Source organism: Halomicrococcus pelagicus (assembly GCF_050954125.1).
In genome coordinates this window covers 20846-45125 of the sequence record NZ_JBPBWC010000004.1, presented here as the reverse complement: position 1 = coordinate 45125, position 24280 = coordinate 20846, and the positions used below count along the sequence as shown (strand labels likewise).

Genomic DNA, 24280 nt, shown 5'->3' with positions numbered 1-24280 from the left:
GCCTCGGTCGGTCGCGTCGCTGGTACCCGGACGCTGCCGGTAGACCAGCAGTCGGCGTCGCTTATCGCTCACTGAACGTCGGTGACTGGGTGAGATTGAGCCGGAGGAACGCCGGAAGCGTAACGACGACGATTCCGGCTTCGAGAAGCCCGGCCGTCAGGAATGCGGCACCGTAACCGAAGGAGCCAGTGACGACACTGCCGACGACGAACCCGGCGAGGAAACCGAGGTTACCGAAGACGTTGAAGCCGCCCATCGCGACGCCTCGATTGGCGTCGCTCGCGAGGTCGGAGACCAGTGCCATCGTCGCCGGCGAGACGAGGGCGCCGAACACGCCCAGCAGTACCATCGCACCGCCAGCGAGCCAGAGGTTCGGTGCCAGATACACTGCGACGACGGCGGCTCCGTAACAGAGCGAGCCGAGCGTCACCGGAATCTTTCGTCCGACCCAGTCGGAGAGAACGCCCAGCGGGTACTGGAGGAGTGCGAAGGGCCCGAAGAACAGTCCGAGCACGATTCCGGCTCCCGCCGCGTCAAGCGAGAACGTATCGCGGAAGTAGACCGTGCCGACGAGCGCAAAGAAGCCGGCCGTGAGTCGATCCACGAACCCGAACGCGTACGGAAAGCCCAGTGCCGGCGTCGTCCGGAGGCGCTGGACCACCTCACGGAGTCCCGGACGCCCTTCGGACGGTGCCCGGTCGACGAGTCGCGTCGCCAGCACGCCAGCCAGCAGGAGGGCACCGCCCGCTACCCAGAGCGGGACGATGGTACCTCGTTCGTAGAGTAGACCACCGAGCGGTGCACCGAGGGCCGTTCCCAGTCCGATGGCGATGCCTGCTGCCCCCATGTTCCGTCCGTGGCCGCCCTCCAGATCCATCAGCATGGTCATGGCGAGGGAGAACGCACCGATGGTGGACGCTCCCTGCAGGAAGCGCAGGAGAAGGAGCGTCTCGAAGCCGACGTGGTGACCCGGCCCCAGCGACGCGAGAGCGAGATAGCCCGCGGCCCCGCCGAGCGCTCCGACGACGATGAACGGGACGCGACGGCCGGTTCGGTCGCTCAGCACCCCCCAGACGCCCGCGAAGAGAACGAAGCCAACGAACTCCGCGGCGAGAAACCACGTGCTGGCATCGAGTTGCGTCGTCGCTCCGAGCGTCGCGACAAGATCCGTGATTCCGGGATAGAGCAGCACCTGCGCGAACAGGACGACGAAGATTACCAGGGCTAGCACGCCCCGGTCACGTCGTACTACCGGCATCGAAAAGTTCTCGACCCTCGGAGCGTCGCGAGCCATTCGACTAGTAGTACTCCGTCCTGGCGATTATAAACGTCGTCTGCCGAGCGCAGTGGTACTGGTTCCCAAGCGAGCGCATCGCGAAATCGATGCGCCTCGCACCGGTAAAATACCACCAATAATTTGACGCTCGAAGGTCACTGCCGGGACGATGAACACTCTCGAGATTTGGATTCGGCTACTCGGTGGTATCGGACTCATACTGGCGAACGCGTTCTTCGTGGCGATCGAGTTCGCGCTGACTCGCGCCCGCCAGTTTACTGAAGAGGAGTTCGTCGGCGACTCCTCTTCGCTGGAGCGCGCCTGGGAAATGACCCAGAACCTGGAGATCTACCTGACGACCTGCCAGGTGGGAATCACCGCGTCGAGTATCGCGGTCGGTATCGTCGCCGAACCCGCGCTGGCCGCCATGTTCGAACCGCTGTTCGCGAACACGGCGGTGGCGGCCCTCGGCGGCGGGGCGATCATCGCCTTCCTCATCATCAACCTCGTGCACCTGACGCACGGCGAGCAGACGCCGACGTACCTGGGCGTCGAACGGTCCCGGATGGTCTGTCGGTACGGGGCTGCGCCGCTGTACTGGTTCAACTACATCATCTCGCCGCTCATCAAAGTCGGCGACTGGGTGGCGAAGGCGACGCTCGGACTCTTCGGCATCGAGATGACCGGAAAGTGGCTCGAAACCGAAGAGGAGGCCATCGAGTCGCGAGCCGATCTCCGAAACCGCCTCGGCTCGGTTCTCGAAGAAGGGGATCTGTCCGACGAACGCCACGAGGAGGTGATGAACGCCCTCCAGATCGGCGAACAACCCGTCGAGGAAATGATGATTCCGGCGGAGGACATCGTCGCGCTCTCCACGGAAGTCGACGGCGAGGAGAACTTCCGACGGATGGCAGAGCGCCCACAGACCCGGTATCCGCTGGTCGGCGAGGACCTGACCGACTTCCACGGCATCGTCTACTTCCCGATCCTCGCCCGTCACCGCGAGAAGTTGGCCGAGGGCGACGTCGACTTCACCGAACTGGCAGCGCCGCCGATGACGCTCTCGCCGGACACGGACGTGAGCGACGCCATCGACCAGTTCCAGGCCGAGAACCAGGAGCTCGCGCTCGTCATCGAGAACGGCGAGGTCGTCGGTCTCGTGACCGTGACCGACCTCCTGGAGTCGGTCACCGGCGACATCGAAGACCCGCTCGACAAGGAACAGGTGACGGAGCCCTCGGGCTGACGCAGTAGCGGTTCCACCGTCCCACCGGTGACGGTCCCCGGACTTTTGGCCGTGGCGACGTAACCGAGCGACGTGTACGACGAGATACTGATTCCGACCGACTGAGCGCTGCGAGCGATGCGGCGGTGGAGCAGGGCGTAGCGATCGCAGCGCCGCAGGACGCGACGGTGCACTTCCTGCACGTGATCAACGTCGGGACGGAGATGGCCGCGTCCGGCGTCGGAACCGTCGCTGACGACCTCACCGAGACGCTGGAAGAGGACGCGAACGAGATACTCGGCGAGGCGGAAGCGAAGGCCGAAGGAGCCGACGTCGCGTCCGAGCGGGCCATCCTCGAAGGATTTCCGCACGACGCAATCGTCGAGTACTGTTCCGAGCACGACGTCGACCTCGTCGTCATGGGGGCGACCGGTCGGTCGGGCCTGAAAGAACACCTTCTCGGGAGTACGACCGACCGGGTCGTCCGCTCGGTCGACACGTCCGTGTTGCTTGCTCGCCCGTAAGTCGGTCGAGATACCGATGGTTTAGTGGGCGAACAGAGCCATCGGCAGAACGTAGGGAGCCATCCAATGCGCGAACTCCGAGATATAGAGGGGCTACACCCCCGAGACCTCTCTCGTCGACAGCGACTGATACTCGTCTACGCGGTCGGGCTCGTCTCGGTCATCCTCGTCTACACGGTCGTCTACAACCTGGGAATGCGAACGCTCGAAGATCGTCCCCAGTCGATTTTCCGCTCACTCCAGACGGTCACGGAGACGATGACGACGACGGGGTACGGTGCGGACTCACCGTGGTCGACGCCAGCGATGAATCTGCTGGTGGTGACGATGCAGGTCACCGGCGTCGCTATCGGATTCGTCACGTTACGTATTCTCGTCATCCCGCTGTTCGAGCGGACGCCGCTCAACCTCGACGACCGCCTCTCGATAAAGAACGACCACGTCGTCATCGCAGAGTACCAGCGCGACACCGGCGTCCTGCTCGACGAACTCGAAGAATTGGACGTGGGCTACGTTCTCATTGAGTCCGACGAGGACGAAGCGAAGCAGCTCTCCGACGACGGTTATCAGGTGATCAATGGTGATCCCGAGGAGCGCTCGGACCTCGACCGCGCCAGCATCGAGAAGGCAAAGCTACTCATCACCGACGCCGGCGACAGTACTGCGAGTATCGTCCTGACGGCGTTAGAAGCAAACGAGGACCTACGGGTCATCAGCTTCACGGCCTCGACGCGCCGCAAGGCAGCGCTCGCCGAAATCGGTGTCGACCGAATCGCTGCCCCGCACGCCCTTATCGGCCGGCGACTGGCCGAGAAAGCGACGACGCCAGTCACGGTCGACGTGTCGACCACCGCCGACCCGGTTACCATCCGCGAGATACTTGTGCGGCGAAACAGTCCACTCCACGGTGTCCAACTGCGAGAGTCGCCACTCACGAACCATCCGGACTTGACACTGGTCGCTGGGTGGTTCGACGGTGAGTTACGCCTGTCACCCTCGCCAGACGAACGTCTCACGCCCAACACTGTGTTGGTCGTTGCTGGACCGGAGAGTGAAATTAACGCGGTCACAAGTGAGTTGACCGCTGTTCGGACACCGCGGGCATCGACGCAATCGCGAGTACTTATCGCCGGCCTCGGCGAAGGCGGGACTGCAGCTATCAATGCACTTCCGACGGGTGTGTCGGCCACCACTATTGACGAGTCAGCGAACGCGAACCCCGATGTCGTCGGTGACGTCACTGAACCAGAAACGCTCCAGGCGGCCAATATCGAGAATGCATCGGCACTGGTCGTCACTGTCGATGATGATGCGACTGCACTGTTGACTATAGCGATGGCTCGCTCACTCTCTGATGACATGGAGATTCTCGCACGCGTGACCGACGCCGACAAAGCGTCGGCGGCGTTCAGAGCCGGTGCCGACTACGTCCTCTCCGTCCAGCGGGTGTGCGCACGCCTGGTCGCGGCGGAGGTTCACGGCGAACGAGTCGTGGACCCTGTGGGCCAAATACGGCTGATACGGGCCGACGCGGCGTCGTTCGTCGGGGATACGCTGGCGGACGCCCGTCGTCTGCCAGAACAGAGGTGGACCGTGGTCGGCATCTCGCGCGACGGCACCGTCCACACCGACGAACACGCTACGATCGAGGCCGGCGACGACGTGTTCCTCGCCGGCAGTGACGGCGCGATACAGGAGTTCGAACGAAAAGTTAGCGGGACGTAACGGTACTCAGAGCTCGGGGGGCGGAATATCTGGTTAGCGGACATCGGTACCGCGTAGCCTCGTCGAAGCGGGGAGACGACGCTTTGACTACTCCGGCGCGAGGAGCGCGTCGCTGTCGCTCCTCGTCCTCACTCCGTTACGAGGAGATTCACTCCGAGTAGGCAGGCCAGGAGAATCACGATGACGATTCGTACGTGCGTTACCTGTGCGAACTCGACGATGGTGTTTACGAACGTCGTGAACATCGTTACGACGGTCAGCGTTTCTTTGAGTAGATGCGTCGTGTTGTCCATGTTGGGCGGCTCGGATCGGGGAACGGTTGGCGTTCGTCGAACGGTTCCTCTGGTTGCTCGGTCGACCGAACCGGCGTCCGGCCGTCACGATGCGATTGTTCCTCCACAGTCCACGGATAAGATAACCCCTGGCAGTTCGTGGACGACGAACGGTTGTTATCGGGTTAGCGTGTCGATAAGTACGTCACGGCGCCCCTGCCTCGAATCGGGACCGCCGAGAACAGTTCAAAGCTCGACTGCGCGCAAAAACGGTACGAACGAGTTACGGCGTTGCTAAGCTCTGGCACGTCCACTACGGTTCCTTCCGACGAACGGGACGACGACCTTGGACTCGTTGCCGCGAACAGGGGAGAGCCGAAAGGAGTCCCGTACCGCTTTCGGCTGGTTCCATTTTCCTTCAGCCTAAAATATCTCCTATCTTGAAATTGTTTCTCGTTCTCGTGGTGCGGAGAAACACATGAACGATAATGATAGCTACGAGCTTTCCCGTCGTAGCGTCCTCGGCAGCGTCGGCGTCACGCGTCCTCGGGCTCGTAGGGATGGACGTCGTCGGTCGACGGTGCGCCGACGGCGAGTACCCGGACCGTCTCGTCGGCGTCCGTCGGATTGTAGGCCCGGTGCGGGCTCTCCGGCTCTGCGACGAACACCTCGTCTTCGCCCACGACGTGGGTCTCTTCCGGCGTCTCGACGTGGAGTACCCCCGAGAGAACGACGAACGCTTCCTCCTGCTTGTCGTGGACGTGATAGGCCAGCGGTAGCTGTTCACCCGGTTCCGCTCGATAGACGTTGAGTGCCATCCGCTCCAGGCCGACGGCGTCGCTCACGGACCGTTGTTCGGAGGGCCGGTCCGGCGTCGGGGCGACGTCTTCGAACGGTACGACGTGATAACCCATGGCGGGGCGATGGTCCGCCGGTGGTAAATACTCACTGTCATGGGACGCCGCTCGAACCGTCACGGAGAACGAGCCCAACCGACGGCGTTCGCGAACGTAACTTCTGCGTTCTCGCCATCGTCGCGCGGAAAACCAGCGTATAGTGTCATCGAGCGAAGTGGTAGCCGTGCGCCGGTTCACCGTCCCGGGGATGGTTCGAGGCGAGACTCGACGGCCCCCTGTACACACATTCCGTTTGTATGGTACACAAAAAGCTTAAGAAATATCTCGTTCGACTATTTGAACGACGTTGTCATGCCACAGGCAGTCTTCGACAGGAACGAATACGAACGGCGGATAGAGCGGACGAAAGAGCGGATGCGCGAGGCAGAAATGGACGCGCTCGTCGTCTCGGACCCCGCGAACATGAACTACCTCGCGGGCTACGACGGGTGGTCGTTCTACGTTCATCAGGCCGTCATCGTGACCCACGAACGCGACGAACCGGTCTGGGTCGGCCGGGAGATGGATGCGAACGGCGCGCGAGCGACGACGTGGCTCGCCGAGGAGAACATCTGGTCGTACAGCGACGACCACGTTCACTCGCCGTACGACCTGCATCCGATGGATTTCTTCGCCGACGTACTGGAGGAACTGGATGTAGCGGACGCTCGTATCGGCGTGGAGATGGACGCGTACTACTTCACTGCGAAGTCGTACACCCGTCTTCAGCAGAACCTCCCCGAGGCGGAGTTCGACGATGCGACGCTCCTGGTCAACTGGGTTCGAGTCAGGAAGTCCGAGCAGGAACTGGAGTACATGCGGCAGGCCGCACGCATCTCCGAGAACGCGATGCAGGCCGGACTCGACGCGGTCGGAGAAGGCGTCCCCGAGTACGAGGTGGCGGCGGAAATCTACGATGGCCTCATCAGGGGGACCGACGAGTTCGGGGGCGACTACCCCTCCATCGTTCCACTGATGCCGTCCGGAGACCACACGGGAACGCCGCATCTCACGTGGACCGACCGCCCGTTCGAGCGTGGCGACCCCGTTATCATCGAACTCTCCGGCTGTCGGAACCGCTACCACTCCCCGCTGGCGCGGACGACCTTCGTCGGCGACCCACCCGAGGAGATGCAATCCAGGGCAGAAATCGTCGTCGAAGGACTCGAAGCAGCGCTCGACCACGCCGAACCCGGCGTCACCGCGGAGTCGGTCGAACGGGCGTGGCGTGACGTCATCGGAAAGTACGACATCGAGAAAGAAGACCGAATCGGCTACTCCATGGGGCTCGGCTACCCGCCGGACTGGGGGGAACACACCGCCAGTCTCCGGCCGGGCGACGAGACGGTGCTCGAAGAGAACATGACCTTCCACATGATTCCGGGCCTCTGGTTCGACGACTTCGGCGTCGAACTCAGCGAGACGTTCCGCGTCACGTCGACCGGTGCCGAAGCACTGGCCGAGTTCCCGCGAGAACTCTTCACTGCCTGAGAGTAGCGAAAATCGGAGGCCGTCGCGTTCACCCGGTTTCTATCTCCGACTGCCACTGGTTCGCCTTCCAGTCTCGTCGAAGAGAAGGCGTTCGCCGTTTCCGAACTCCGCAGCCCTCATCGACGCTCTCTTCCACCTCTCTCGGCCGTGGTCGTCCCTTCCCCTTCGACGTCGAAATCCCTCGACCGGCGACCGCTACCGCATCAATTCGGCGACCTGCTCGATCGGATGGTCGGGTTCTGTCCCTCGCTCTCGGTCGCCGATCTGGGTTCGACACGACGCGCCGGGCGCGACGACCACGTCCCCGTCGCTGGCGTCGATCTGGTCGAAGAGGATGCCCGCGATGGCTCGGCTCAGCGAGTAGTGTTCCGCCTCGTATCCGAACGAGCCCGCCATCCCACAACAGCCCGAATCGAGTGTGTCCACCTCGTACCCCGCCGCCCGGAGGACGTTGGCCGCGTGACCCTCCTTCTTCGTCGCCTTCTGGTGGCAGTGGCCGTGGTACGTGAGACGCTCGTCGGGGCTTCCGAGTGCGAGGTCGTCCGTCAGGTCGAAGGCGTCGAGGTACTCCATGACGCCGTACGTGTTCGCCGCGACGCGCTCGACGGCTTGCCCCGAGAGCAAGTCGCGGTAGTCGGACTGGAACATCACGGCGTCGGAGGGTTCGACCAGAACCACGTCCCACCCGTCGGCGACGTGCGGCGCGAGCGCCGAGACGTTGTCCGCTGCTCGTGCCCGAGACGTGTCGAGGAACCCTTTCGAATGCGCTGGTCGCCCCGTCGCGGTCACGTCGTCGGGTATCTCGACGTAGACGCCCGCCGCTTCGAGCACCCGGACGGTTGCCTTCCCGGCCTCGGGATGGTTGTAGTTCGTGTAGGTGTCCGGGAACAGGAGCACCCTCCGGGTCGCCGCAGTCTCGGGGACGCGCGCCCCGCCGCGACTCTCGAACCAGTCCTCCAGGCTCTCGCGGTGGAACGTCGGCAGACTTCGTTCGCGGGCGACGCCGACCGCCTTCTCCATGACGGCGCGCGCCCCCGGCACCTTCGACGCCCAGTTCGAAACGGGCGCGAGCGCGCTGCCGAGTTCGGAGAGCCGTTCGACGTCGGCGAAGAGGCGGTCGCGGAGGCTCGCGCCGTGGCGCTGGTGGTGTTCGTGTTCGACTTCGGCTTTGAGTTTGGCCATGTCGACCTCGCTGGGGCAGTCGCGGGCACAGCCCTTGCAGCCGATGCAGAGGTCCATCACCTCCGCCATGAACTCCACGTCGAACTGCTCGCCCTCCGGCAGGTCGCCACTCATCGCCTGCCGGAGGAGGTTCGCCCGTCCGCGCGTGCTGAGGCTCTCTTCTTCGGCGGCCCGGTAGGTCGGACACATAACGCTGCCCGTGGTCTCCTGGCCGCCGCGACAGCCGCCGCAGCCGTGACAGAGTTCGACCATCCCCTGGAAGCCGTTCTCGTTCTCCCAGTTCAGTGCCGGCTCGAACCCCGATTCGAACTCGTAACTGGGAGAGAATCGGAGATTTTCTGTCATGTCGACGTCGCCGCAGACCTGGCCGGGGTTCAACAGCCAGTCGGGGTCGAATGCCGTCTTGAGGTCCCGGAACACCGCCCAGACGTCCTCGCCGTACAGTTTCCGATTCCACTGCGTGCGCGCCCGGCCATCGCCGTGCTCGCCCGAAACGCTGCCGCCGTACTCGACGACGAGGTCCGTCACCCCGTCCGCGATGGCTTCCAGCTGGTTCACCCCGGCCGGACTCTTCGTGTCCACGAGCGGTCGCATGTGCATGCATCCGGGGCCGGCGTGGGCGTAGAAGCTGGCGAACGTGTCGTTGTCTTCGAGCACCTCCTGGAAGTCCGCCACGTAGTCGGCGAGATGTTCGGTCGGGACGGCGGTGTCCTCGATGAACGAGATGTGTTTCGCGTCGGACGTTCGGGAGAGGAGGATGGGCATCCCGCTCTTTCTGAGCTTCCACAGCTGTTCGCGCTCGTCGTCCTCGTACGCTTCGAGTGCAGCGAACGCACCCGACCGGTCGTTTCCGTCGGAATCACCGGAGCCTGCCTCCGCTGTCGTCTGGTCGCCGACGCGGTCGGCCACGAGGTCCGCGACCTTCCGGCGTCGTTCGTCGTCCGAGTCGGCGTAGAATTCGACGAGCAGCGCCGTCTCGGTCCCCTCCGGGAGTCGCGCGGCGACCTCCGCGAACTCTTCGGTCTCCCGCGCGAGGTCGAGCAACACGTCGTCGACGGCTTCGACGGCGGCCGGGTCGTGGTCGCGCACGATGGCGTTCACGTCGGCCATCGCGTCGAGGAGGTCGCGGTAGGTGAGGAGGGCGACCGACTTCGTCTCGGGATTCGGTTCGAGCGAGACGGTGGCTTCGGTGACGATGCCGAGCGTTCCTTCGCTTCCGGCGAAGACGCGAGCGAGGTTGACCGACCCCGGTTCGCTCGCGGCGTCGCTGTCTTCTCGCGAGCGGCGAGACGGCGAAGCCGTCTCGTCCGAGGCGTGTCCCGTCTCGCACGCTTCTTCGACCAGTCGGTCGAGGTTGTACCCCGAGACGTTGCGCTTCAGGTCAGGAAACGCCTCCCGGACCGCGTCCGCTTGCTCGTCGACGACGCGGCGGAGCGCGTCGTGTATCTGCGCTTCGCGGTCGCCCTCCGGGTCGGCGCGGGCCCGGAGTTCGTCGACGGTCACCTCGCCGAACGTCGTCACCGTGCCGTCGGCAAGCACGACCTCGACTTCTTCGACGTAGGCGTCGGTCTTGCCGTACTTCAACGAGTGCGCACCTGTCGAGTTGTTCCCGATAGCGCCGCCGAGCGTGCTCCGATTCCCGGCGGCCGGGTCCGGCGCGAACTTCAACCCGTGCGGGGCGACCGTCGCGTTCAACTCGGCGAGGACGGTCCCGGCCTGCGCTCGCGCTCGTCGTTCGTCGGGGTCGACATCGACGACGTCGTCCATAGCGTCCGTGAAGTCGAGAACGACCGCCTCGTTGACCGCCTGTCCGGCGAGACTCGTGCCACCGCCCCGAGGGAGGATGGGTATCTCGCGCTCGGCGCAGTACTCCATCACCGCCGCCACGTCTGCGGTCGATTCCGGGAAGACGACGCCGACGGGCGTCACCTCGTAGGCGCTGGCGTCGGTCGCGTAGAGTTGACGGGTGTACTCGTCGAATCGCACGTCGCCCTCGACGCGGTCGCTGAGGTCAGCGACGAGACCCGGACGTGTCACGTCGCCACCCGCGTAGTCGTAATCGGCTCGCGGGTCGTCTGCGGGGTCGCCTGCAGAGTCGGTGTCTGCGTCCACGTCCGCCCGTTCACGGGCGGGTCTGGGGTCCTGTGATGCCATCGTCTCGTCAGTCGGGTTTCGGTGCGAGCACCTGGTTCTCCAGCGTCTCACCGGTGTCGAGTCGCTCCACGTTCGCTGCGACGATGTCGGCGAGTCGTTCCCAGTGTCGCGGCGTGTGGCCGCCGGTGTGTGGCGTGACGAGGCAGTTCTCGAGGTTCCAGAGCGGATGGTCCGCCGGGAGCGGTTCGGGGTCGGTAACGTCGAGTGCCGCCCCGCGGATCTTGTTCGACCGCAGTGCGGAGACGAGTGCGTCGGTATCGACGATGGGTCCGCGTGCGGTGTTGACGAGCACAGCGTCCGTCGGCATCGTCGCGAACTCCGACTCCCCGACCAGCCCGCGCGTCATATCGTTGAGCGGACAGGCGACGACGACGTACTCGCTCCGCGAGAAGGCGTCGTGGATGGCTTCTTCCTCGAAACCGACGACTTCGTCCGTCGGGCCGCCCTTCTCCGGCGTGTACCGGACGCCGATGGTCTCGACGTCGAACCCCTGGAGACGCTGGACGACCGCTTTGCCGATGGAGCCGAGACCGACGACGGTGACCGTGCTGTCGGTGAGTTCGCCCGACTGGAAATGTCGCCACTCGGCGCGTTGCTTGCGTCGCCAGCCTTCGTGGAGGCGACGTGCGAAGACGAGCACGTTGCCGATGGCCTGTTCGGCGATTCCGGGTGCGTGGATGCCTCCGGCGTTTGTCACGGCGACGCCGCGTTCTGCGAAAGCGTCCATCGGGACGTGGTCGGTCCCGGCGAAGGTGCACGCGAACAGTTCGAGTCGCTCGGCGCGGGTGAGCAGGTCCTCGTCGACGGTGATTCCGGTGACGACCCGTGCGTCCGTGACGAGGTTGCGCTCCTGTTTCGGTGTCCGGGCGAGTGCGACCGTCCGGTCGGGAAGACGTTCGCGTAGTTCCTCGGCGTACGATTCCATCGAGAGTCCTTCTGTCCCCTCGCGGAGGACGACGATGTCTGGGTTCACACTCATTCTCTCACCATCGCGTGGCGGACGCGAATCGATGGTCGAAGGATTGTGACACCCCAACTTAGTCCTTTTGTGTAACCGCTATCAACGAAAAGCGTTTACAATTAAGTAGTTGGAGAGTGTCAGCGCCACACATGGCCGAGTCGATACAGGAGCGACTCTCCGACGTACGACGCGAGTTCCATCGGTATCCGGAACCGGCGTGGCGCGAATTCTACACGACGCACCGCCTCGTCGAAGAACTGCGCGCTATCGGTGTCGACGAACTCGCCGTCGGGACCGAGGCGTACGACGGCGAAGACCGCATGGCCGTCCCCGAAGACGACGACGTGGACCGCTGGTACGAGCGGGCGCTCGAACGCGGCGCCGACCCGGACCTCCTCGACCGAATCGAAGGCGGACACACGGGAGCGGTCGCCGTCCTCGACGAAGGTCCCGGGCCGGTCGTCGGCCTCCGGGTCGACATCGACGCCCTGTTCATCAAGGAGTCGACGGCGGACGACCACGCGCCCGCCGCCGAGGGGTTCCGGTCGGAACGGGAGGGGACGATGCACGCCTGCGGCCACGACGCACACATGACGTGGGGCCTCGCCACCCTCGAAGCCGTGAAAGCGAGCGACTTCGACGGGAAACTCGTAGTCTTCTTCCAGCCGGCCGAGGAGGTGTCCGGCGGCGGTCGTCCGATGGCCGAGAGTCGGTTCGCCGACGACCTCGACTACTTCTTCGCGGTCCACGTCGGTCTCGACCATCCGACGGGCGAGGTCGTCGCTGGCATCGAGCGCCCGCTCGCCATGTGCCACGTCGATGCGACGTTCACGGGAACGTCCGCGCACGCGGGCAAAGCGCCCCAGGAGGGCGACAACGCGATGCAGGCGCTCGGAACCGCCATCCAGAACGCCTACGCGATTCCCCGTCACTCGGATGGCATGACGCGAGTGAACCTCGGGAGAGCCGAGGCCGGGACCGCGAGCAACGTCATCGCCGAGACCGCACACGTCGAGGCGGAGGCGCGCGGCGAGACGACCGAACTCAAGGAGTACGTGAAGTCCCGTCTGACGCGGACGCTCGAAGCCGCAGCCGAGATGCACGGATGTGACGTCGACGTCGACGTCGTCAGCGAATCCCCCCGTGCCGACAGCGACCCCGAACTCGTCGACGTCGTGGCGGACGTGGCCCGCGACGTCGACGGCGTCGACTCGGTCGTCCCGACCGCGGACTTCGGTGCGAGCGAGGACGCCACGTTCCTGATGCAGCGAGTGCAGGAGGAAGGCGGCCTCGCGACGTATCTCATCGTCGGCACCGACCACCCGACGAGTCATCACACGCCGACGTTCGACGTGGACGAACGGAGCCTCGGAATCGGCGTCGACGTGCTCGTCGAGTCGATACTCGCCGTCGAGGAGGACGGTGAATGAGTTCCGAAGGGACGAACGGCGGGCTGCCGACCGCCGACGACATCGTCACCGCCGACGACGTGAGAGCTGCCCGAGAACGCCTCGAAGGCGTGGTTCACCGGACGCCGCTGGACCGCTCGACGACGTTCGCGGAACGGAGCGGAGCGACGTCGGTGGGGCTCAAACTCGAGAACATGCAGCGGACGGGGTCGTTCAAGAGCCGCGGCGCGTACAACACGATGGCCCAGCTCTCGCCCGAGGAGCGCGAGCGGGGCGTCGTCGCGTCGAGTGCGGGCAACCACGCTCAGGGAGTCGCCCTCGCGGGACGGTTGCTCGAGGTCGACACGACCATCGTCGTCCCCGAGGTGACCCCCTCCGCGAAGATAGAAGCGACGCGCGGCTACGGTGCCGATGTCGTCGTCGAAGGCGACATCTACGAGCGCTCCTACGAACACGCGCTCGAGTTGGCCGACGAGGAGAACCTGTCGTTCGTCCACCCCTTCAACGACGAGGCGATCATCGCGGGGCAAGGGACCGTCGGCCTCGAACTGTTGGAACAGTACCCCGAACTCGACACCGTCCTCGTCTCCATCGGCGGGGGCGGGCTGATCTCCGGTATCGCAACCGTGCTCGAGGCCCGAGACCCGGACGTCCGGGTCGTCGGCGTTCAACCCGAAGGGGCGTCTCACGCCAAACCGTCGCTCGAACGCGGAGAGATCCACGAACTCTCCGACGTGGACACCGTCGCGGAGGGAATCGCCGACACGCGCCTGCTAGAGAAGACCTTCGCCGTCGTTCGCGAGCACGTCGACGACGTGGTCAGCGTCAGCGACCGCGAGATGAGCGTCGCCGTCACCCTCCTCGCCGAACGCGCCAAGACCGTGGCCGAGACCGCCGGCGCAGCGCCGCTCGCCGCGCTGCTCTCCGGCACGGTGGACGTCGACGACGAACACGTCGCCGTCGTCGTCTCCGGTGGTAACGTGAACCTCTCCGAGCACGGCGAACTCACGCGCACCGGTCGCATGGAACTCGGACGGTACGCCGAGGTCCGCCTCGCTATCGCCGACTGGCCGACCGGCGTCGAGACGCTCACGGCGACCGTCGAACGGCACGGTGCGGAACTCGACGTGCTGGAGCGTGCTCGCCGGACGGCTACGGACGACCCGAACCGGACGCCGGTGACCGTCGGCGTAGCGGGAAGCGGACCGGAACACCTCTCCGACGTCCTGAATGCGCTGGACGAACGGAACGGAATCAGTGTTGCCGAGGATACCCTCGACGAATGAAACGCCTCTCGGTCGGGTCTCGCGGGTGAAGAACCGCTGAGGGTCGTTTCGGCTATCTCGATACCGTCATCCGGGCGGCCTCGATGGCCTCGTTCATGATGCCGATGCCGAGTTCGATCTCGCGCTCGGTCGAGTCGAGCGGCGGGAGCAGGCGGATCGTCTTCTCGCCACAGCCGAGGGTGAGCAGTCCGCGTTTCAGCGCCTCCTGGACGACGTCGTCGCGCCGCTCTGCCGTATCGAACTCGACGGCTAGCATCAGTCCCTTGCCGCGCACGTCGTCGACGTGCGGGGGCGCATCGTCTCGGAGCAGTTCCTGGGCCTGCTGGCCCCGTTCCGTCGCGTTGGCGAGCAGGTCGTGCTCCTCGATAGCTTCGAGCGTGAAGACGCCCTGCATCGACGAGAGAACGTCTCCGCCGCCGAACGTCGAACCCAACCGGTTCTTCTCGGTCGGGAAGATGTCCGACCGCGAGATCGTGGCACCAACTCTGAGCGCCTTCGCGCTGGCGATGACGTCGGGTTCGATGGGATAGTGGTCCGAGGCCCACATCTCGCCCGTGCGACCGATGCCGGATTGAATCTCGTCGACGACGAGCGGGACGTCGTACGTCTCACAGACGTCACCCACTTCGGCCATGAACTCGGTGCTCGGGAATCGATAGCCGCCGACGCCCTGGACCGGCTCGACGACGACGAACGCGACCTCGTCGGGGTTGACGTGGCCTCCTTCGGGCTGAAGCGCGTTTCGGAGCTGTGAGCCGTCTCCGGTGAAGAATCCGCAGTCGCAGGATTTGGCAGTCCCGTCGTGGTCGTCGCAGAACGGAACCGTGCGGACGCCAGCGATTTCGGGGTAGTGACGCGTGTACACCTCGTTCGAACGGGTGACGGAGAGGGTACCGAGCGTCCGTCCGTGGAAACTCCCCTCGAACGTGTAGGCGTACTTGGCGGTCGGGTTGCGGTCGTGGGTTATCTTCATCGCGTTCTCCACGGCCTCGGCCCCGGAGTTCGAGAGGAAGACGGTGTCCATCCCGTACTGGCTGGAGACGTCGACGAGTTTCTCGACGAGGTGGCTGGACGCCGGGAAATCTGCGGTCTTCGGGTCTTCCCCTGCGCCGAAGTACATGTCCTGTCCGGCGATCTTCATCGGTTCGACGAGCGAGAACTCCCGCAGTTTGTCGAGGAGTTTCTCGTTGTTGTAGCCGAGTGGCGCCGCACCGATGTGGCAGGTGAAATCGAGGAGGACGTTTCCGTCGACGTCGGTGACGAACGGCCCGTCAGCTTCCTTCGTGACGTCCCAGACGAACTCGTGCGAGAACTCGCTCGGTGCTGCGTGCTCGTGGTGGAAATCGATCCACTTCTGCGCGTTCGGCCCGGGAAGCGCGTCCGCATCGGGTTCAGCCGTATCCCTGTCCATACACAAAGTTCGTATATGGCGTTAATAAAAGTTGTTGTGGTTTTTCTTGCCGACGACGGTCGCCGGTCAGTCGTCGTCCTGCCCGGCCACCTTCGCGTGCCCTGCGGTTTCGTCGCTCCCGCCGGGCGCGCCGAAGAGCGTCGTGCGATCCTGCAGGAGGGTGGGCCCGTACTCGTCCTGGAACGTCCTGATGAGTCCGAGCATGGCGACGAGACAGACGATGGCGAAGGGAGCGCCGGTGATTATGGCGGCCGACTGGAGCGCCCTGACACCGCCGATGACCATCAGGATGGACGCGACCGTCCCCTGCAGCAACGCCCAGAAGACGCGGTTGATGGAAGAGGGGTGTTCCTTTCCGCCGGTCGTCATCATCGACACGGCGAGCGTCGAGGAGTCCGCCGACGTGACGAAGAACGTCGTCACGAGAACGAGGAAGGCGAAGAGGAGGACGGTTCCCACGATAGGGAGCGCGCCGAACATGACGTATCCCGACACCGCCTCACCGTACTCGGTGACGGGACCGAGAATCTTCGCGGTGCCCCTGTTCTGCATGATGACCGCCGACCCGCCGACGATGACGAACCACGGGATGGTCGCCATCGACGTCGCTCCGATGCCGGCGAACGCGACTTCGCGGACGCTCCGACCGCGGGAGATGCGGGCGATGAACAGTCCCGCGAACGGCGACCACGCGAGCGGCCACAGCCAGTAGAAAACCGTCCAGGCGTTCGCCCACTCCCCACCGCCGGTGAAGTCGGTGTAGAGGCTCGTCTTGAAGAAGTCGCCGACGAATCTGCCGGTCGCCTGCGTCCCCAGTTCCAGGATGCGGACCGTCGGGCCGAAGATGAGGGTGGCGGCCATCAGCAGGAGGAACATCGTCATGTTGAAATTCGACAGTCGCCGGATGCCACGGTCCACTCCCAGCACCAGGGAGACGGTGAAGATGACCGTCATTCCGGTGATGACCAGGATCGTTCCGAGGTCGCCGAGCTCGATACCCCACTGGAACTGGAGACCCGTGATGAACTGGCTCCCGATGAACCCCAGGGAGGTGGCGACGCCGCCGATAGTGGCGAACACCGCGAGGATGTCGACGATTTTCCCCAACGTCCCATCGACGTTATCCGCACCGAGAATCGGCGTCAACACTGCCGACACTCTGAGCGGGGCACCGTAGTTGTAGACGAAGTAGCCGATGCCGAGCCCCATTACGGTGAAACAGGACCACTGGGTGAGACTCCAGTGGAAAATCGAGTACTGGACCGCGACCGGCATCGCAGCGGCCGACTTCGCCTGTACGTCGTACAGCGGTGGAACCGACGAGTAGTGGAACAGCGCCTCGGCTGGCCCCCAGAAGACGATGCCTGCCGCGAGACCCGCGGAGTACATCATCGCGAAGTACGAGAAGTAGCTGTACTCCGGCTCCTCGTCCCCTAACCGAAGTTTGCCCCACGGGCCGAAGATGAGGAATCCGAGGAAGAGGACGAACCCCAGCATCGTGATGAGGAAGAACCAGTTGAAGTGGGCTAGAATCCAGACTCGCATTCCGTCGACCGTCTTGTACGCAGCGTCGGGGCTCAGCCCGAAAGCAGCGACGAACAGGAGCGTGATTCCGGCGCCGAACGCGAATATCGTCGGTTCGATCTCGTCGAGGAATTCGGCGACGGCACCGTGTTCGTCGGGCGAACTCACGCGGCTTCACCTCTTTTCCGACAGTCCAGCGGCCCATCGACCGCCGGTTCGAGGGTCGAGTCCCTGCACTCCCACGACCGCGAACCGGTTCGTTCTGAATGCGTTCTCGGTAGTCGATTCCCTGATTCGTGCTCACAGCGGTCGTGCAGTTCGTATGTCATGGATAGTGCGTGCTCTCGTTCACCATGCCGTGCGTTGCCACACGTCCCTCATCGTGAAAGACCCTGATAAATATTACGGATATCGATGCCAGCGGATACAGTATACGTTTACAAGACTGTCCCGAGAACGGTATCCGTGTACGCCGACAACAGGTAAGGCGCAGAGCATATTTCGGCGAGGAGCACGATAACGCTATCGAGACCGCGGATAACCGCGACTGTTCGAGCAGACACAGTTTACGAAGAGGGAAACGCCGTGAATGGTGTAGAGGGCCGACGGACCGCTTTCGCAAGCCGTTCCCCGCCGCGCCCCTTGGGTCGAACACGATGGGGGGATGCTCCGTAACCCTTAATCCTGCTAATATACAAAAACTGTGTATGAACGACGACTCGAACGAGTTCGAGGCCCCGGATAACCTCGCTTACTCCGCTGACCGGGACCGAGGTATCCTCACGCCGAGCGACAGGGAGTTCCTGATCGGTCGGAAGTCAGATTACACCGAACACTCCCGGAAACAGAAGCGGAATCGAATTCGCCGCCGCATCCGCAACGCGATTCTCGATTTCACGATCATCTTCGAACACCTCGAAGATCGGGATCGGGAGACGGTCTTCAATCCCGACGACGACGCGAGGGACGCCTACACGCAGGGTATCACCGACCTGCTCGCGTTCCTCCACCTCGGGACGATGGGATACTACACTCCGTTCAAGGACATGCTCGGCCAGGGCGTCAACAAGGCGGAACAAGAACTGGCGGGGTCGGACTATCGCATGGTGACCGTGGATTTCAACGTCGACCCCGTGGGTCAGATAGACGTCGACGAGGTCATCGACAAACTCGAGTTCGGTGACTTCGACGAGATAACCGACGAGGAACTCCGCGCGTTCGTCCGTCTCCTCGCCGAATCCGAGGACTTCTCCGCGACGTCCATGCGCTCGGAGATGAAAGAACAGATGAACGAGTTCATCGCGAAGGTCAACGCCGCCGCGGAGCAGCGCGACCAGCGCGTCGAGGACCTGAACGACTGATTCGTACTCCGACGGAACCGTCAGCCGAGATACGCCACTGCGTCCATCTCGACGCGCACGTCTCCCGGAAGGCGCGAGACCTCGATGCAGACTCTCGCGGGTGGGTCGCCGGGGAACCGGGCGCCGTAGGCTTCGTTGACCTCGTCGTAGTCGTCGAGATCCGTCAGATAGACGGTTACCTTGACCACGTCGGCGAGACCATCGCCGTCCGCGTCGTCGACGACGGCGCCGACGTTGTCCAGAACCTGGTCGGTCTGCGCTCGAATCCCGCCCTCGACGTCCTCTCCAGTTTCGGGGTCGACGGGGCCGTAGCCGGAGACGTACAGCGTGTCCCCGGCGCGAACGCCTTGCGAGTACGGATTGTCGTTGCGCGGTGCATCGTCCGTAACGATTCGGTCGGTATCGTTCATGATTCTAGAACCGATTCAGGCGGTGGGCTGCCGTTCGCTGACGACGTGCTGGACGGCCTCGACGATGACGTCCAACGCGGTATCGGCCAGCTCCTCGGTGAGCACCAGCGGCGGGAGAAGTCGCAGGACGTTCCCGTGACGTCCGGCCTTCCAGACGAGCACGCCGTGTTCGTAGCAGTACTGCTGGATGGCGTCGACGGTGTCGCTGTCCGGATTTCCGTCCGAGTCCACGAACTCGGCGCCGATGAACAGTCCCTTCCCTCGAACCTCTCCGAGTCTATCGGTCTCCGCTGCGACGTCGCGTAGCCGATTCCGGATGTGTGCGCCGAGTTCGCGCCCGTGAGCGAGGAGGTCGTGGTCCTGGATGTACTCGATGGCGCGCGTCCCGGCGCGCATCGCGACGACGTGCCCACGGTACGTGCCTGCGTGATCGCCCGAACCCCACGTGTCGAAGTCCTCGTGATAGATCGTCGCGGAGAGGGGGAACCCGACGCCACCGAGTGCCTTGGCCGTCGTCATCGCGTCCGGCGTGACGTCGTACCACTCGCTCGCCCACCATTGGCCGGAGCGCCCGAGTCCGCTCTGAATCTCGTCGAAGACGAGCAGAACGTCGTTGTCGTCGGCGATCTCCCGCAGTCCTTCGAGAAAGCCCTCGGGTGGGGCGATGACGCCGCCTTCACCCTGAATCGGTTCGACGAAGATGCCCGCCGGGTTCGCCAACCCACCGTACGGATCTTCGAGGATCGCTCGAACCTCTTCGAGCGCTCGGTCGACAGCTTCCTCCGGCGCCGCATCCTGTCTGAACGGATGGGGATACGGTGCGTGGACGACGTCCGAGAGGAGTGGCGTATAGTGGCCCTTGAAATCCTTGTTTCCGGTGAGACTCATCGCACCGCTGGTTGCGCCGTGATAGCCGCCGCGGAAGGCGATGAGACCGTCGCCACCCGTGTTGTACTTGGCGAGCTTTATCGCTGCCTCGATGGCGTCGCTGCCGGTCGGGCCGCCGAAGAGCACCCGATTGTTCCCCTGGAGCCGTCCCGGAGCAATCTCGTCGAGTTTATCGATGAGTTCGAGGCGGGCTTCGCTCGGAAAGTCGACGGTGTGGACGAGCTTGTCCGCCTGCTCGTGGACGGCTTCCAGCACGTACGGATTAGCGTGCCCGACGTTCAGCACGCCGATGCCGGCGAACATGTCGATGTACGTGTTTCCATCGGCGTCACGAACGGTTGCGCCTTTGCCCTCCTCGAACGCGACGGGGATGTCTTCGGGATAGGCGACCGCACTGCTGTCTATCTCGCGTTGTTCGTCCAGTAACTCGCGAGTGTTCGGGCCGGGAACTGTCTCGACGTTCGGTGCATCCTCGTAGTGAAGTTGATCGATCGGCGGACCAGCCGTCATACGCCATACCATGTCGAACAGTTATAAATATCTTATCCACGATTTCCATATAGGCCATATACGATATCTGATTGTGCATCTCAGAATGGGTTCGATATTAGGTAATAGTGTACACAGTTTCCGTAACCACTTTGACGCTACGCCGACGAATGGCACGGTGATGCTTCACACGAGCGGGCAACTACTCACTATCGACGTGGGGGCGAGAGAGACACGGACGGAGTCCATCGACGACGTCCTCGAATCGTTCATCGGCGGGCGGGGCATCGGCACGAAACTGGCGCACGACCGACTTCCGTTCGACGCCGACCCGTTCGGGCCCGAGAACAGCCTCTTCTTCACGACCGGTCCGATGCAGACGTCGAACATGAGCTTCACCGGGCGGACGAACTGCACCGGTATCTCACCGCTGACCGACGGACTCCTCTCGTCGAACGCGGGGGGGTTCGTGTCGCGCAACTTCGCCGACACCGGGTACGCTGCCGTAGAAATCACGGGCGTCAGCGACGACCTTCTCGCCGTCCACGTCTCGGACGACGGGGTCACGTTCGAGTCGATACCGAAGCTCTCCGGCGCGACCGTCCCCGAGACGGACGAGTACATGGCCGAGGAACACGGACTCGGCGTCGACAACCTCGCGGTCGTCGGTCCTGCGGGGGAGAACCGGGTTCGGTTCGCGTCCATCATGACGAGCGAGAACCGTGCGTTCGGTCGCGGGGGACTCGGGGCGGTGCTCGGTTCGAAGAACGTCAAGGCGGTCAGCTTCCGCGGCGACTCGGCCCCCGACGTGGAGGTTCCGGCGACGCAGATGGAGATCCATCGCGAGGCCGCGACGGACGACCACATCATGAAGCGACAGGGGACGACGAGCGTCACCGACCTCGCCAACGAGATAGAGGCGTTCCCGACGAAGTACTTCGAACGGCAGTCGTTCGACGGCGCGGAGAACATAAACGGCGACGCGGTCGAGTCGAAGAAATACGAGAAAGGAACCTGTTCCGCGTGTGCGTTCGCCTGCAAACTCCCGACGAAAGACGAAGAGCGCGGCGTCGAAACCGAAGGTCCGGAGTTCGAGACCGTGATGGCCTTCGGCGGTAATCCAATGATCGACGACGTCGTGGACGTGATGCAGTCGAACGAACTCTGCGACGAACTCGGCATGGACACCATCTCCTGTGGCAACGCCGTCTCCGCGTATCTCGAAGCCGAAGACGAGTTCGGAAACGCGGAACTCGTCCACGAGACCGTCGAGAAGATTGCTCACCGGGAGGGAATCGGTGACGTCCTCGCGGAGGGAATCGACCGATTCGCCGACGAACTCGGCGTGAAGAACTGGACCGTGAAGGGACTGGCGTTCCCGGCGCACGACGGTCGAACGTTGAACGGACAGGGGCTGAGCTACGCGACGGCCAATCGAGGTGCGGACCACATGTACGCGGTCTTCTACTCCTACGAGTATCCCCTCGTGAGCAAAGAGCAGGCGATGGACCCCGAAGGGTTGGACGGGAAACCACCCGCGCTCGTCGAGAAGGAGGATTTAATGGCGCTCAACGACAGCAGCATCGTCTGCAAGTTCTCGCGAGACTACATGAACCCCGAGCGGTACGAGGCGCTGTTTGGCGCCGACTATGACGACCTGCTCGACGTCGGGAGTCGTATCGTCGACCTCGAACGCCACTTCAACAACCAGCGAGGGTTCGACCGAAACGACGACGAACTACCGTATGAGATAGAGGGGTTCGAATCCGCGCTCGACGAGTACTACGAGGTTCGTGGATGGGCCAACGATGGCACTGTTCCCGAGAGCCGACTCGCCGACTGACGCGCCGATTCTTCCACGGGTATCGCCTGAGGGTGGACGGTGAGCGTCGTCCGTGGCCGGCCGGTGGTACCGGACCTACTCTCCTTCCCCGGAGTCGGACCGCTCCGGTCGTTCTCCGGGACCGTCCCGGTCCGGACGCTCGGACGCCTGCTCGCCGAGCGCGCGCCCCGACGACTCCGCGGCGAGCGACCGTTCGACGTCTTCGTCCAGGGCACGTTCGCGCTGGACGGCGTCCCACTCCTCGAAGTAACCGTAGTCCGTCATCGTCGACATCCCCGCGATGGCCGCCCTGAGGCTGACGCCGACGAGCGGCACGTCGGCCACCGTCACGACCACGTCGGCCTGGACTATCGCACCCTCCCGGAGGAGGACGTCGAGCAGTTCCACGGCGGCGTGGTCGTCCTTCGTCGGTTTCATGCGTCGAGTTCGGGTGCGAACGAGTACGGCGGCCACGGCCCCGTGAATCGGACTTCGACGCCGGGGTCCGCCGCTATCTCGTCGAGCGCCTCGCCGACCGCTCGCTCGTCGTCCTCGTGGGCGAGGAACGCCACGTCGACCACGCTGTCGGAGTCGTCCCCGAGGAGGCCACCCTGGTCCTCCCGGTCGTCGAACTCCCGGACCAGCGGGTCGAGTCGCTCGCGCAGGCGCTCGTCGAGGCTGCGTCGCCTGGCCTCGCGACGCTCGCCGAGTCGCTGGTCGTACTGCTTCTCCAGCAGGAAGGCGGTACCCTCGTCGGCGTCCTCGATGCGTTCGCGGAGGTCGGCGAGTTCCTCGTCGCCGGACGCTATCTCCTCGCGGATCCGTTCCTCGTCCCAGGTAACGGAGACGCGATACTCCCAGTGGTCGGCGAAGTCGTCGAGGTAGTCGGCGAGCGTCTCGCGCTGGTCGGCCAGCCACTCGCGAACGCGGTCGTCGTCGCCCTTGAGGATGGTGTCGAAGCGGAACGGCAGCGGCGTGCCGAACGCCTCGCCCGCCGCGTCGACGACCTCCTGGTGGGTCAACAGCCACTCCCGGACCGCCGCCAGGTCGTCGGAGTCGTAGGCGTCTCCGCAGGGCTGGACGACGGCTCCCACTCCCTCGCTCGCGACCAGCGACACCGGTTCGCCGTCGATTCCCGTCTCGGAGAACTCGTCCGTCTCGTCGGCCGCGACCACGCAGTAGAGGTAGCGTCCCGTCTCGAACGCCGGCGCGTCCCGGTTCGTCTCGGCCCCCGACGCGTTCTCACTCATCGTTCCCTCCGAGGACGGTTCCTGGACGGGAGTCCGCGGTATCCACGAGCGCCTGCCGGAGGAGGCCGTCGAGGTCCCCCCGGAGGTCGTCGACCTCCGACTCGACCCCCTCGGACTCCTTCAGGCGCTCTATCTCCTCCTCCAGCGCGGCGAGTTGAGAGCCCAGGCGCTCTATCTCGGCCGGCGAGAGGTCGTCGTGCTCCATCCGACGGACCGCCTCGCGCTCCAGCGCGTCCACCAGCAGTTCGACGACGGTAACGACGAGCGCGACGAGTCCCGAGCGAGTCTCCTCGCCGTCGACTTCTATCTCCGTCATCCGTCTTCGACCTCCGCGTCCGGGGATTCCTCGCTCGACTCCTCGGTTTCGCGCTCCTCCGTGCCCTCGTCGTTCGTCCTGTCGGCGTCGTCCGCCTCATTCCGGTCGTCCGACGCCGAGGCTTCGATGCTCACTCGCTCCGATTCGGCGTCGATTGCGTCCCGGTCCGAGGCCGCCTCGACGCGCTCCATGTCAGTCCCCTCGGGGAACTCGAGGCCGTACTCGGCGGCCGTCTCGAAGGAGGCGATTGCGGCCCGGAGCTTCACGCCGAGCAGTTCCGTCTCACCGACCGTCACCGCGATGTCGGCGTTGATGACGACGCCCTTGTCGAGCAGCATCTCCAGCATCTCTGCGAGGTCGGCCTGGCTCCGCGTCGGTCCAGGGTCGGTCATCGTTCACCTCCGGTCG

The 24280-nt window shown here is 64.3% G+C and carries 21 protein-coding genes; 8 read left to right on the top strand and 13 right to left on the bottom strand.

What is annotated here, in order from left to right; translation table 11 throughout:
• Window positions 1-61: 61 nt before the first annotated feature.
• Complete coding sequence (locus tag ACRYA2_RS10020; RefSeq protein ID WP_433627230.1) at window positions 62-1258, bottom strand: MFS transporter; 1197 nt, start codon at window positions 1256-1258, stop codon at window positions 62-64.
• A gap of 187 nt (window positions 1259-1445) precedes the next feature.
• Here ACRYA2_RS10020 and ACRYA2_RS10015 point away from each other — a divergent pair, with 187 nt between their 5' ends.
• From ACRYA2_RS10015 to ACRYA2_RS10005, 3 genes are all read left to right on the top strand, one after another.
• On the top strand, window positions 1446-2522 hold the full coding sequence (locus tag ACRYA2_RS10015) for a CNNM domain-containing protein (protein ID WP_433627227.1): 1077 nt from the start codon (window positions 1446-1448) through the stop codon (window positions 2520-2522).
• A 125-nt stretch (window positions 2523-2647) separates the two neighbouring features.
• The gene (locus tag ACRYA2_RS10010) at window positions 2648-3025 is read left to right on the top strand and encodes a universal stress protein (protein ID WP_433627224.1); all 378 of its coding nucleotides are present in this window, start codon (window positions 2648-2650) and stop codon (window positions 3023-3025) included.
• A gap of 66 nt (window positions 3026-3091) precedes the next feature.
• Window positions 3092-4750: a potassium channel family protein gene (locus ACRYA2_RS10005; RefSeq protein WP_433627222.1), complete on the top strand. Its 1659-nt coding sequence runs from the start codon at window positions 3092-3094 to the stop codon at window positions 4748-4750.
• Window positions 4751-4878: 128 nt separating this feature from the next.
• Here ACRYA2_RS10005 and ACRYA2_RS10000 read toward each other — a convergent pair whose 3' ends face one another.
• Together ACRYA2_RS10000 and ACRYA2_RS09995 are read right to left on the bottom strand one after the other, a co-directional pair.
• On the bottom strand, window positions 4879-5043 hold the full coding sequence (locus ACRYA2_RS10000) for a hypothetical protein (protein ID WP_433627219.1): 165 nt from the start codon (window positions 5041-5043) through the stop codon (window positions 4879-4881).
• A 515-nt stretch (window positions 5044-5558) separates the two neighbouring features.
• Window positions 5559-5936, bottom strand: a complete 378-nt coding sequence (locus ACRYA2_RS09995; protein ID WP_433627216.1) for a cupin domain-containing protein — start codon at window positions 5934-5936, stop codon at window positions 5559-5561.
• A gap of 294 nt (window positions 5937-6230) precedes the next feature.
• Between ACRYA2_RS09995 and ACRYA2_RS09990 the strand changes: the two genes are divergently transcribed.
• Window positions 6231-7409, top strand: coding sequence for a M24 family metallopeptidase (locus tag ACRYA2_RS09990; protein WP_433627213.1), 1179 nt, complete (start codon window positions 6231-6233; stop codon window positions 7407-7409).
• A gap of 195 nt (window positions 7410-7604) precedes the next feature.
• Here the strand turns inward: ACRYA2_RS09990 and ACRYA2_RS09985 are convergent, their stop codons facing one another.
• Window positions 7605-10745: an FAD-binding and (Fe-S)-binding domain-containing protein gene (locus ACRYA2_RS09985; protein WP_433627211.1), complete on the bottom strand. Its 3141-nt coding sequence runs from the start codon at window positions 10743-10745 to the stop codon at window positions 7605-7607.
• A gap of 7 nt (window positions 10746-10752) precedes the next feature.
• Window positions 10753-11724, bottom strand: a complete 972-nt coding sequence (locus ACRYA2_RS09980) for an NAD(P)-dependent oxidoreductase (protein ID WP_433627208.1) — start codon at window positions 11722-11724, stop codon at window positions 10753-10755.
• A 131-nt stretch (window positions 11725-11855) separates the two neighbouring features.
• On the opposite strand from ACRYA2_RS09980, the gene ACRYA2_RS09975 reads away from it, so the two are divergent.
• Both ACRYA2_RS09975 and ilvA read left to right on the top strand, forming a co-directional pair.
• Window positions 11856-13136 (top strand): amidohydrolase, encoded by a 1281-nt coding sequence (locus tag ACRYA2_RS09975; protein WP_433627205.1) that lies wholly within the window; start codon window positions 11856-11858, stop codon window positions 13134-13136.
• Window positions 13133-14401, top strand: a complete 1269-nt coding sequence (gene ilvA, locus ACRYA2_RS09970; RefSeq protein WP_433627202.1) for a threonine ammonia-lyase — start codon at window positions 13133-13135, stop codon at window positions 14399-14401. The genes ACRYA2_RS09975 and ilvA overlap by 4 nt, the downstream gene beginning before the upstream one ends.
• Before the next feature lie 52 nt (window positions 14402-14453).
• Here ilvA and ACRYA2_RS09965 read toward each other — a convergent pair whose 3' ends face one another.
• The gene (locus ACRYA2_RS09965) at window positions 14454-15812 is read right to left on the bottom strand and encodes an aminotransferase class III-fold pyridoxal phosphate-dependent enzyme (RefSeq protein ID WP_433627200.1); all 1359 of its coding nucleotides are present in this window, start codon (window positions 15810-15812) and stop codon (window positions 14454-14456) included.
• A 66-nt stretch (window positions 15813-15878) separates the two neighbouring features.
• Complete coding sequence (locus tag ACRYA2_RS09960; RefSeq protein ID WP_433627198.1) at window positions 15879-17504, bottom strand: BCCT family transporter; 1626 nt, start codon at window positions 17502-17504, stop codon at window positions 15879-15881.
• 539 nt (window positions 17505-18043) lie between these two features.
• On the opposite strand from ACRYA2_RS09960, the gene ACRYA2_RS09955 reads away from it, so the two are divergent.
• Window positions 18044-18697: a DUF8102 family protein gene (locus ACRYA2_RS09955; protein ID WP_433627196.1), complete on the top strand. Its 654-nt coding sequence runs from the start codon at window positions 18044-18046 to the stop codon at window positions 18695-18697.
• Between the two features lie 20 nt (window positions 18698-18717).
• On the opposite strand, the gene ACRYA2_RS09950 is transcribed toward ACRYA2_RS09955, so the two are convergent.
• Window positions 18718-19107 (bottom strand): Rid family detoxifying hydrolase, encoded by a 390-nt coding sequence (locus ACRYA2_RS09950; protein WP_433627194.1) that lies wholly within the window; start codon window positions 19105-19107, stop codon window positions 18718-18720.
• 15 nt (window positions 19108-19122) lie between these two features.
• The gene (locus tag ACRYA2_RS09945; RefSeq protein WP_433627192.1) at window positions 19123-20505 is read right to left on the bottom strand and encodes an aspartate aminotransferase family protein; all 1383 of its coding nucleotides are present in this window, start codon (window positions 20503-20505) and stop codon (window positions 19123-19125) included.
• Window positions 20506-20665: 160 nt separating this feature from the next.
• On the opposite strand from ACRYA2_RS09945, the gene ACRYA2_RS09940 reads away from it, so the two are divergent.
• The gene (locus ACRYA2_RS09940; protein ID WP_433627190.1) at window positions 20666-22327 is read left to right on the top strand and encodes an aldehyde ferredoxin oxidoreductase family protein; all 1662 of its coding nucleotides are present in this window, start codon (window positions 20666-20668) and stop codon (window positions 22325-22327) included.
• Window positions 22328-22402: 75 nt separating this feature from the next.
• On the opposite strand, the gene gvpM is transcribed toward ACRYA2_RS09940, so the two are convergent.
• From gvpM to gvpJ, 4 genes are read right to left on the bottom strand one after another with little or no spacing between them, the layout of a single operon-like run.
• Window positions 22403-22744 carry a gas vesicle protein GvpM gene (gene gvpM / locus ACRYA2_RS09935; RefSeq protein ID WP_433627188.1) on the bottom strand — a complete coding sequence of 114 codons (342 nt, stop codon included), beginning with the start codon at window positions 22742-22744 and terminating at the stop codon, window positions 22403-22405.
• On the bottom strand, window positions 22741-23556 hold the full coding sequence (gene gvpL, locus ACRYA2_RS09930) for a gas vesicle protein GvpL (RefSeq protein WP_433627186.1): 816 nt from the start codon (window positions 23554-23556) through the stop codon (window positions 22741-22743). Before gvpL ends, gvpM begins: the two co-directional genes overlap by 4 nt.
• Entirely contained in the window at window positions 23549-23872 is a 324-nt protein-coding gene (gene gvpK, locus ACRYA2_RS09925) for a gas vesicle protein GvpK (RefSeq protein WP_433627184.1), read from the bottom strand. Before gvpK ends, gvpL begins: the two co-directional genes overlap by 8 nt.
• Entirely contained in the window at window positions 23869-24264 is a 396-nt protein-coding gene (gene gvpJ, locus ACRYA2_RS09920; protein WP_433627182.1) for a gas vesicle protein GvpJ, read from the bottom strand. The genes gvpK and gvpJ overlap by 4 nt, the downstream gene beginning before the upstream one ends.
• Window positions 24265-24280 lie beyond the last annotated feature (16 nt).

Coding starts and splice junctions, on each gene's coding strand:
- ACRYA2_RS10000 (WP_433627219.1), bottom strand. CDS start 5,043: ATGGACAACACGACGCATCTACTCAAAGAAACGCTGACCGTCGTAACG.
- ACRYA2_RS10020 (WP_433627230.1), bottom strand. CDS start 1,258: ATGCCGGTAGTACGACGTGACCGGGGCGTGCTAGCCCTGGTAATCTTC.
- ACRYA2_RS09990 (WP_433627213.1), top strand. CDS start 6,231: ATGCCACAGGCAGTCTTCGACAGGAACGAATACGAACGGCGGATAGAG.
- gvpM (WP_433627188.1), bottom strand. CDS start 22,744: ATGAAACCGACGAAGGACGACCACGCCGCCGTGGAACTGCTCGACGTC.
- gvpJ (WP_433627182.1), bottom strand. CDS start 24,264: ATGACCGACCCTGGACCGACGCGGAGCCAGGCCGACCTCGCAGAGATG.
- ACRYA2_RS09940 (WP_433627190.1), top strand. CDS start 20,666: ATGCTTCACACGAGCGGGCAACTACTCACTATCGACGTGGGGGCGAGA.
- ACRYA2_RS09995 (WP_433627216.1), bottom strand. CDS start 5,936: ATGGGTTATCACGTCGTACCGTTCGAAGACGTCGCCCCGACGCCGGAC.
- ilvA (WP_433627202.1), top strand. CDS start 13,133: ATGAGTTCCGAAGGGACGAACGGCGGGCTGCCGACCGCCGACGACATC.
- ACRYA2_RS09980 (WP_433627208.1), bottom strand. CDS start 11,724: ATGAGTGTGAACCCAGACATCGTCGTCCTCCGCGAGGGGACAGAAGGA.
- ACRYA2_RS09985 (WP_433627211.1), bottom strand. CDS start 10,745: ATGGCATCACAGGACCCCAGACCCGCCCGTGAACGGGCGGACGTGGAC.
- gvpL (WP_433627186.1), bottom strand. CDS start 23,556: ATGAGTGAGAACGCGTCGGGGGCCGAGACGAACCGGGACGCGCCGGCG.
- ACRYA2_RS09950 (WP_433627194.1), bottom strand. CDS start 19,107: ATGAACGATACCGACCGAATCGTTACGGACGATGCACCGCGCAACGAC.
- ACRYA2_RS09975 (WP_433627205.1), top strand. CDS start 11,856: ATGGCCGAGTCGATACAGGAGCGACTCTCCGACGTACGACGCGAGTTC.
- ACRYA2_RS09955 (WP_433627196.1), top strand. CDS start 18,044: ATGAACGACGACTCGAACGAGTTCGAGGCCCCGGATAACCTCGCTTAC.
- gvpK (WP_433627184.1), bottom strand. CDS start 23,872: ATGACGGAGATAGAAGTCGACGGCGAGGAGACTCGCTCGGGACTCGTC.
- ACRYA2_RS09945 (WP_433627192.1), bottom strand. CDS start 20,505: ATGACGGCTGGTCCGCCGATCGATCAACTTCACTACGAGGATGCACCG.
- ACRYA2_RS10015 (WP_433627227.1), top strand. CDS start 1,446: ATGAACACTCTCGAGATTTGGATTCGGCTACTCGGTGGTATCGGACTC.
- ACRYA2_RS10005 (WP_433627222.1), top strand. CDS start 3,092: ATGCGCGAACTCCGAGATATAGAGGGGCTACACCCCCGAGACCTCTCT.
- ACRYA2_RS09965 (WP_433627200.1), bottom strand. CDS start 15,812: ATGGACAGGGATACGGCTGAACCCGATGCGGACGCGCTTCCCGGGCCG.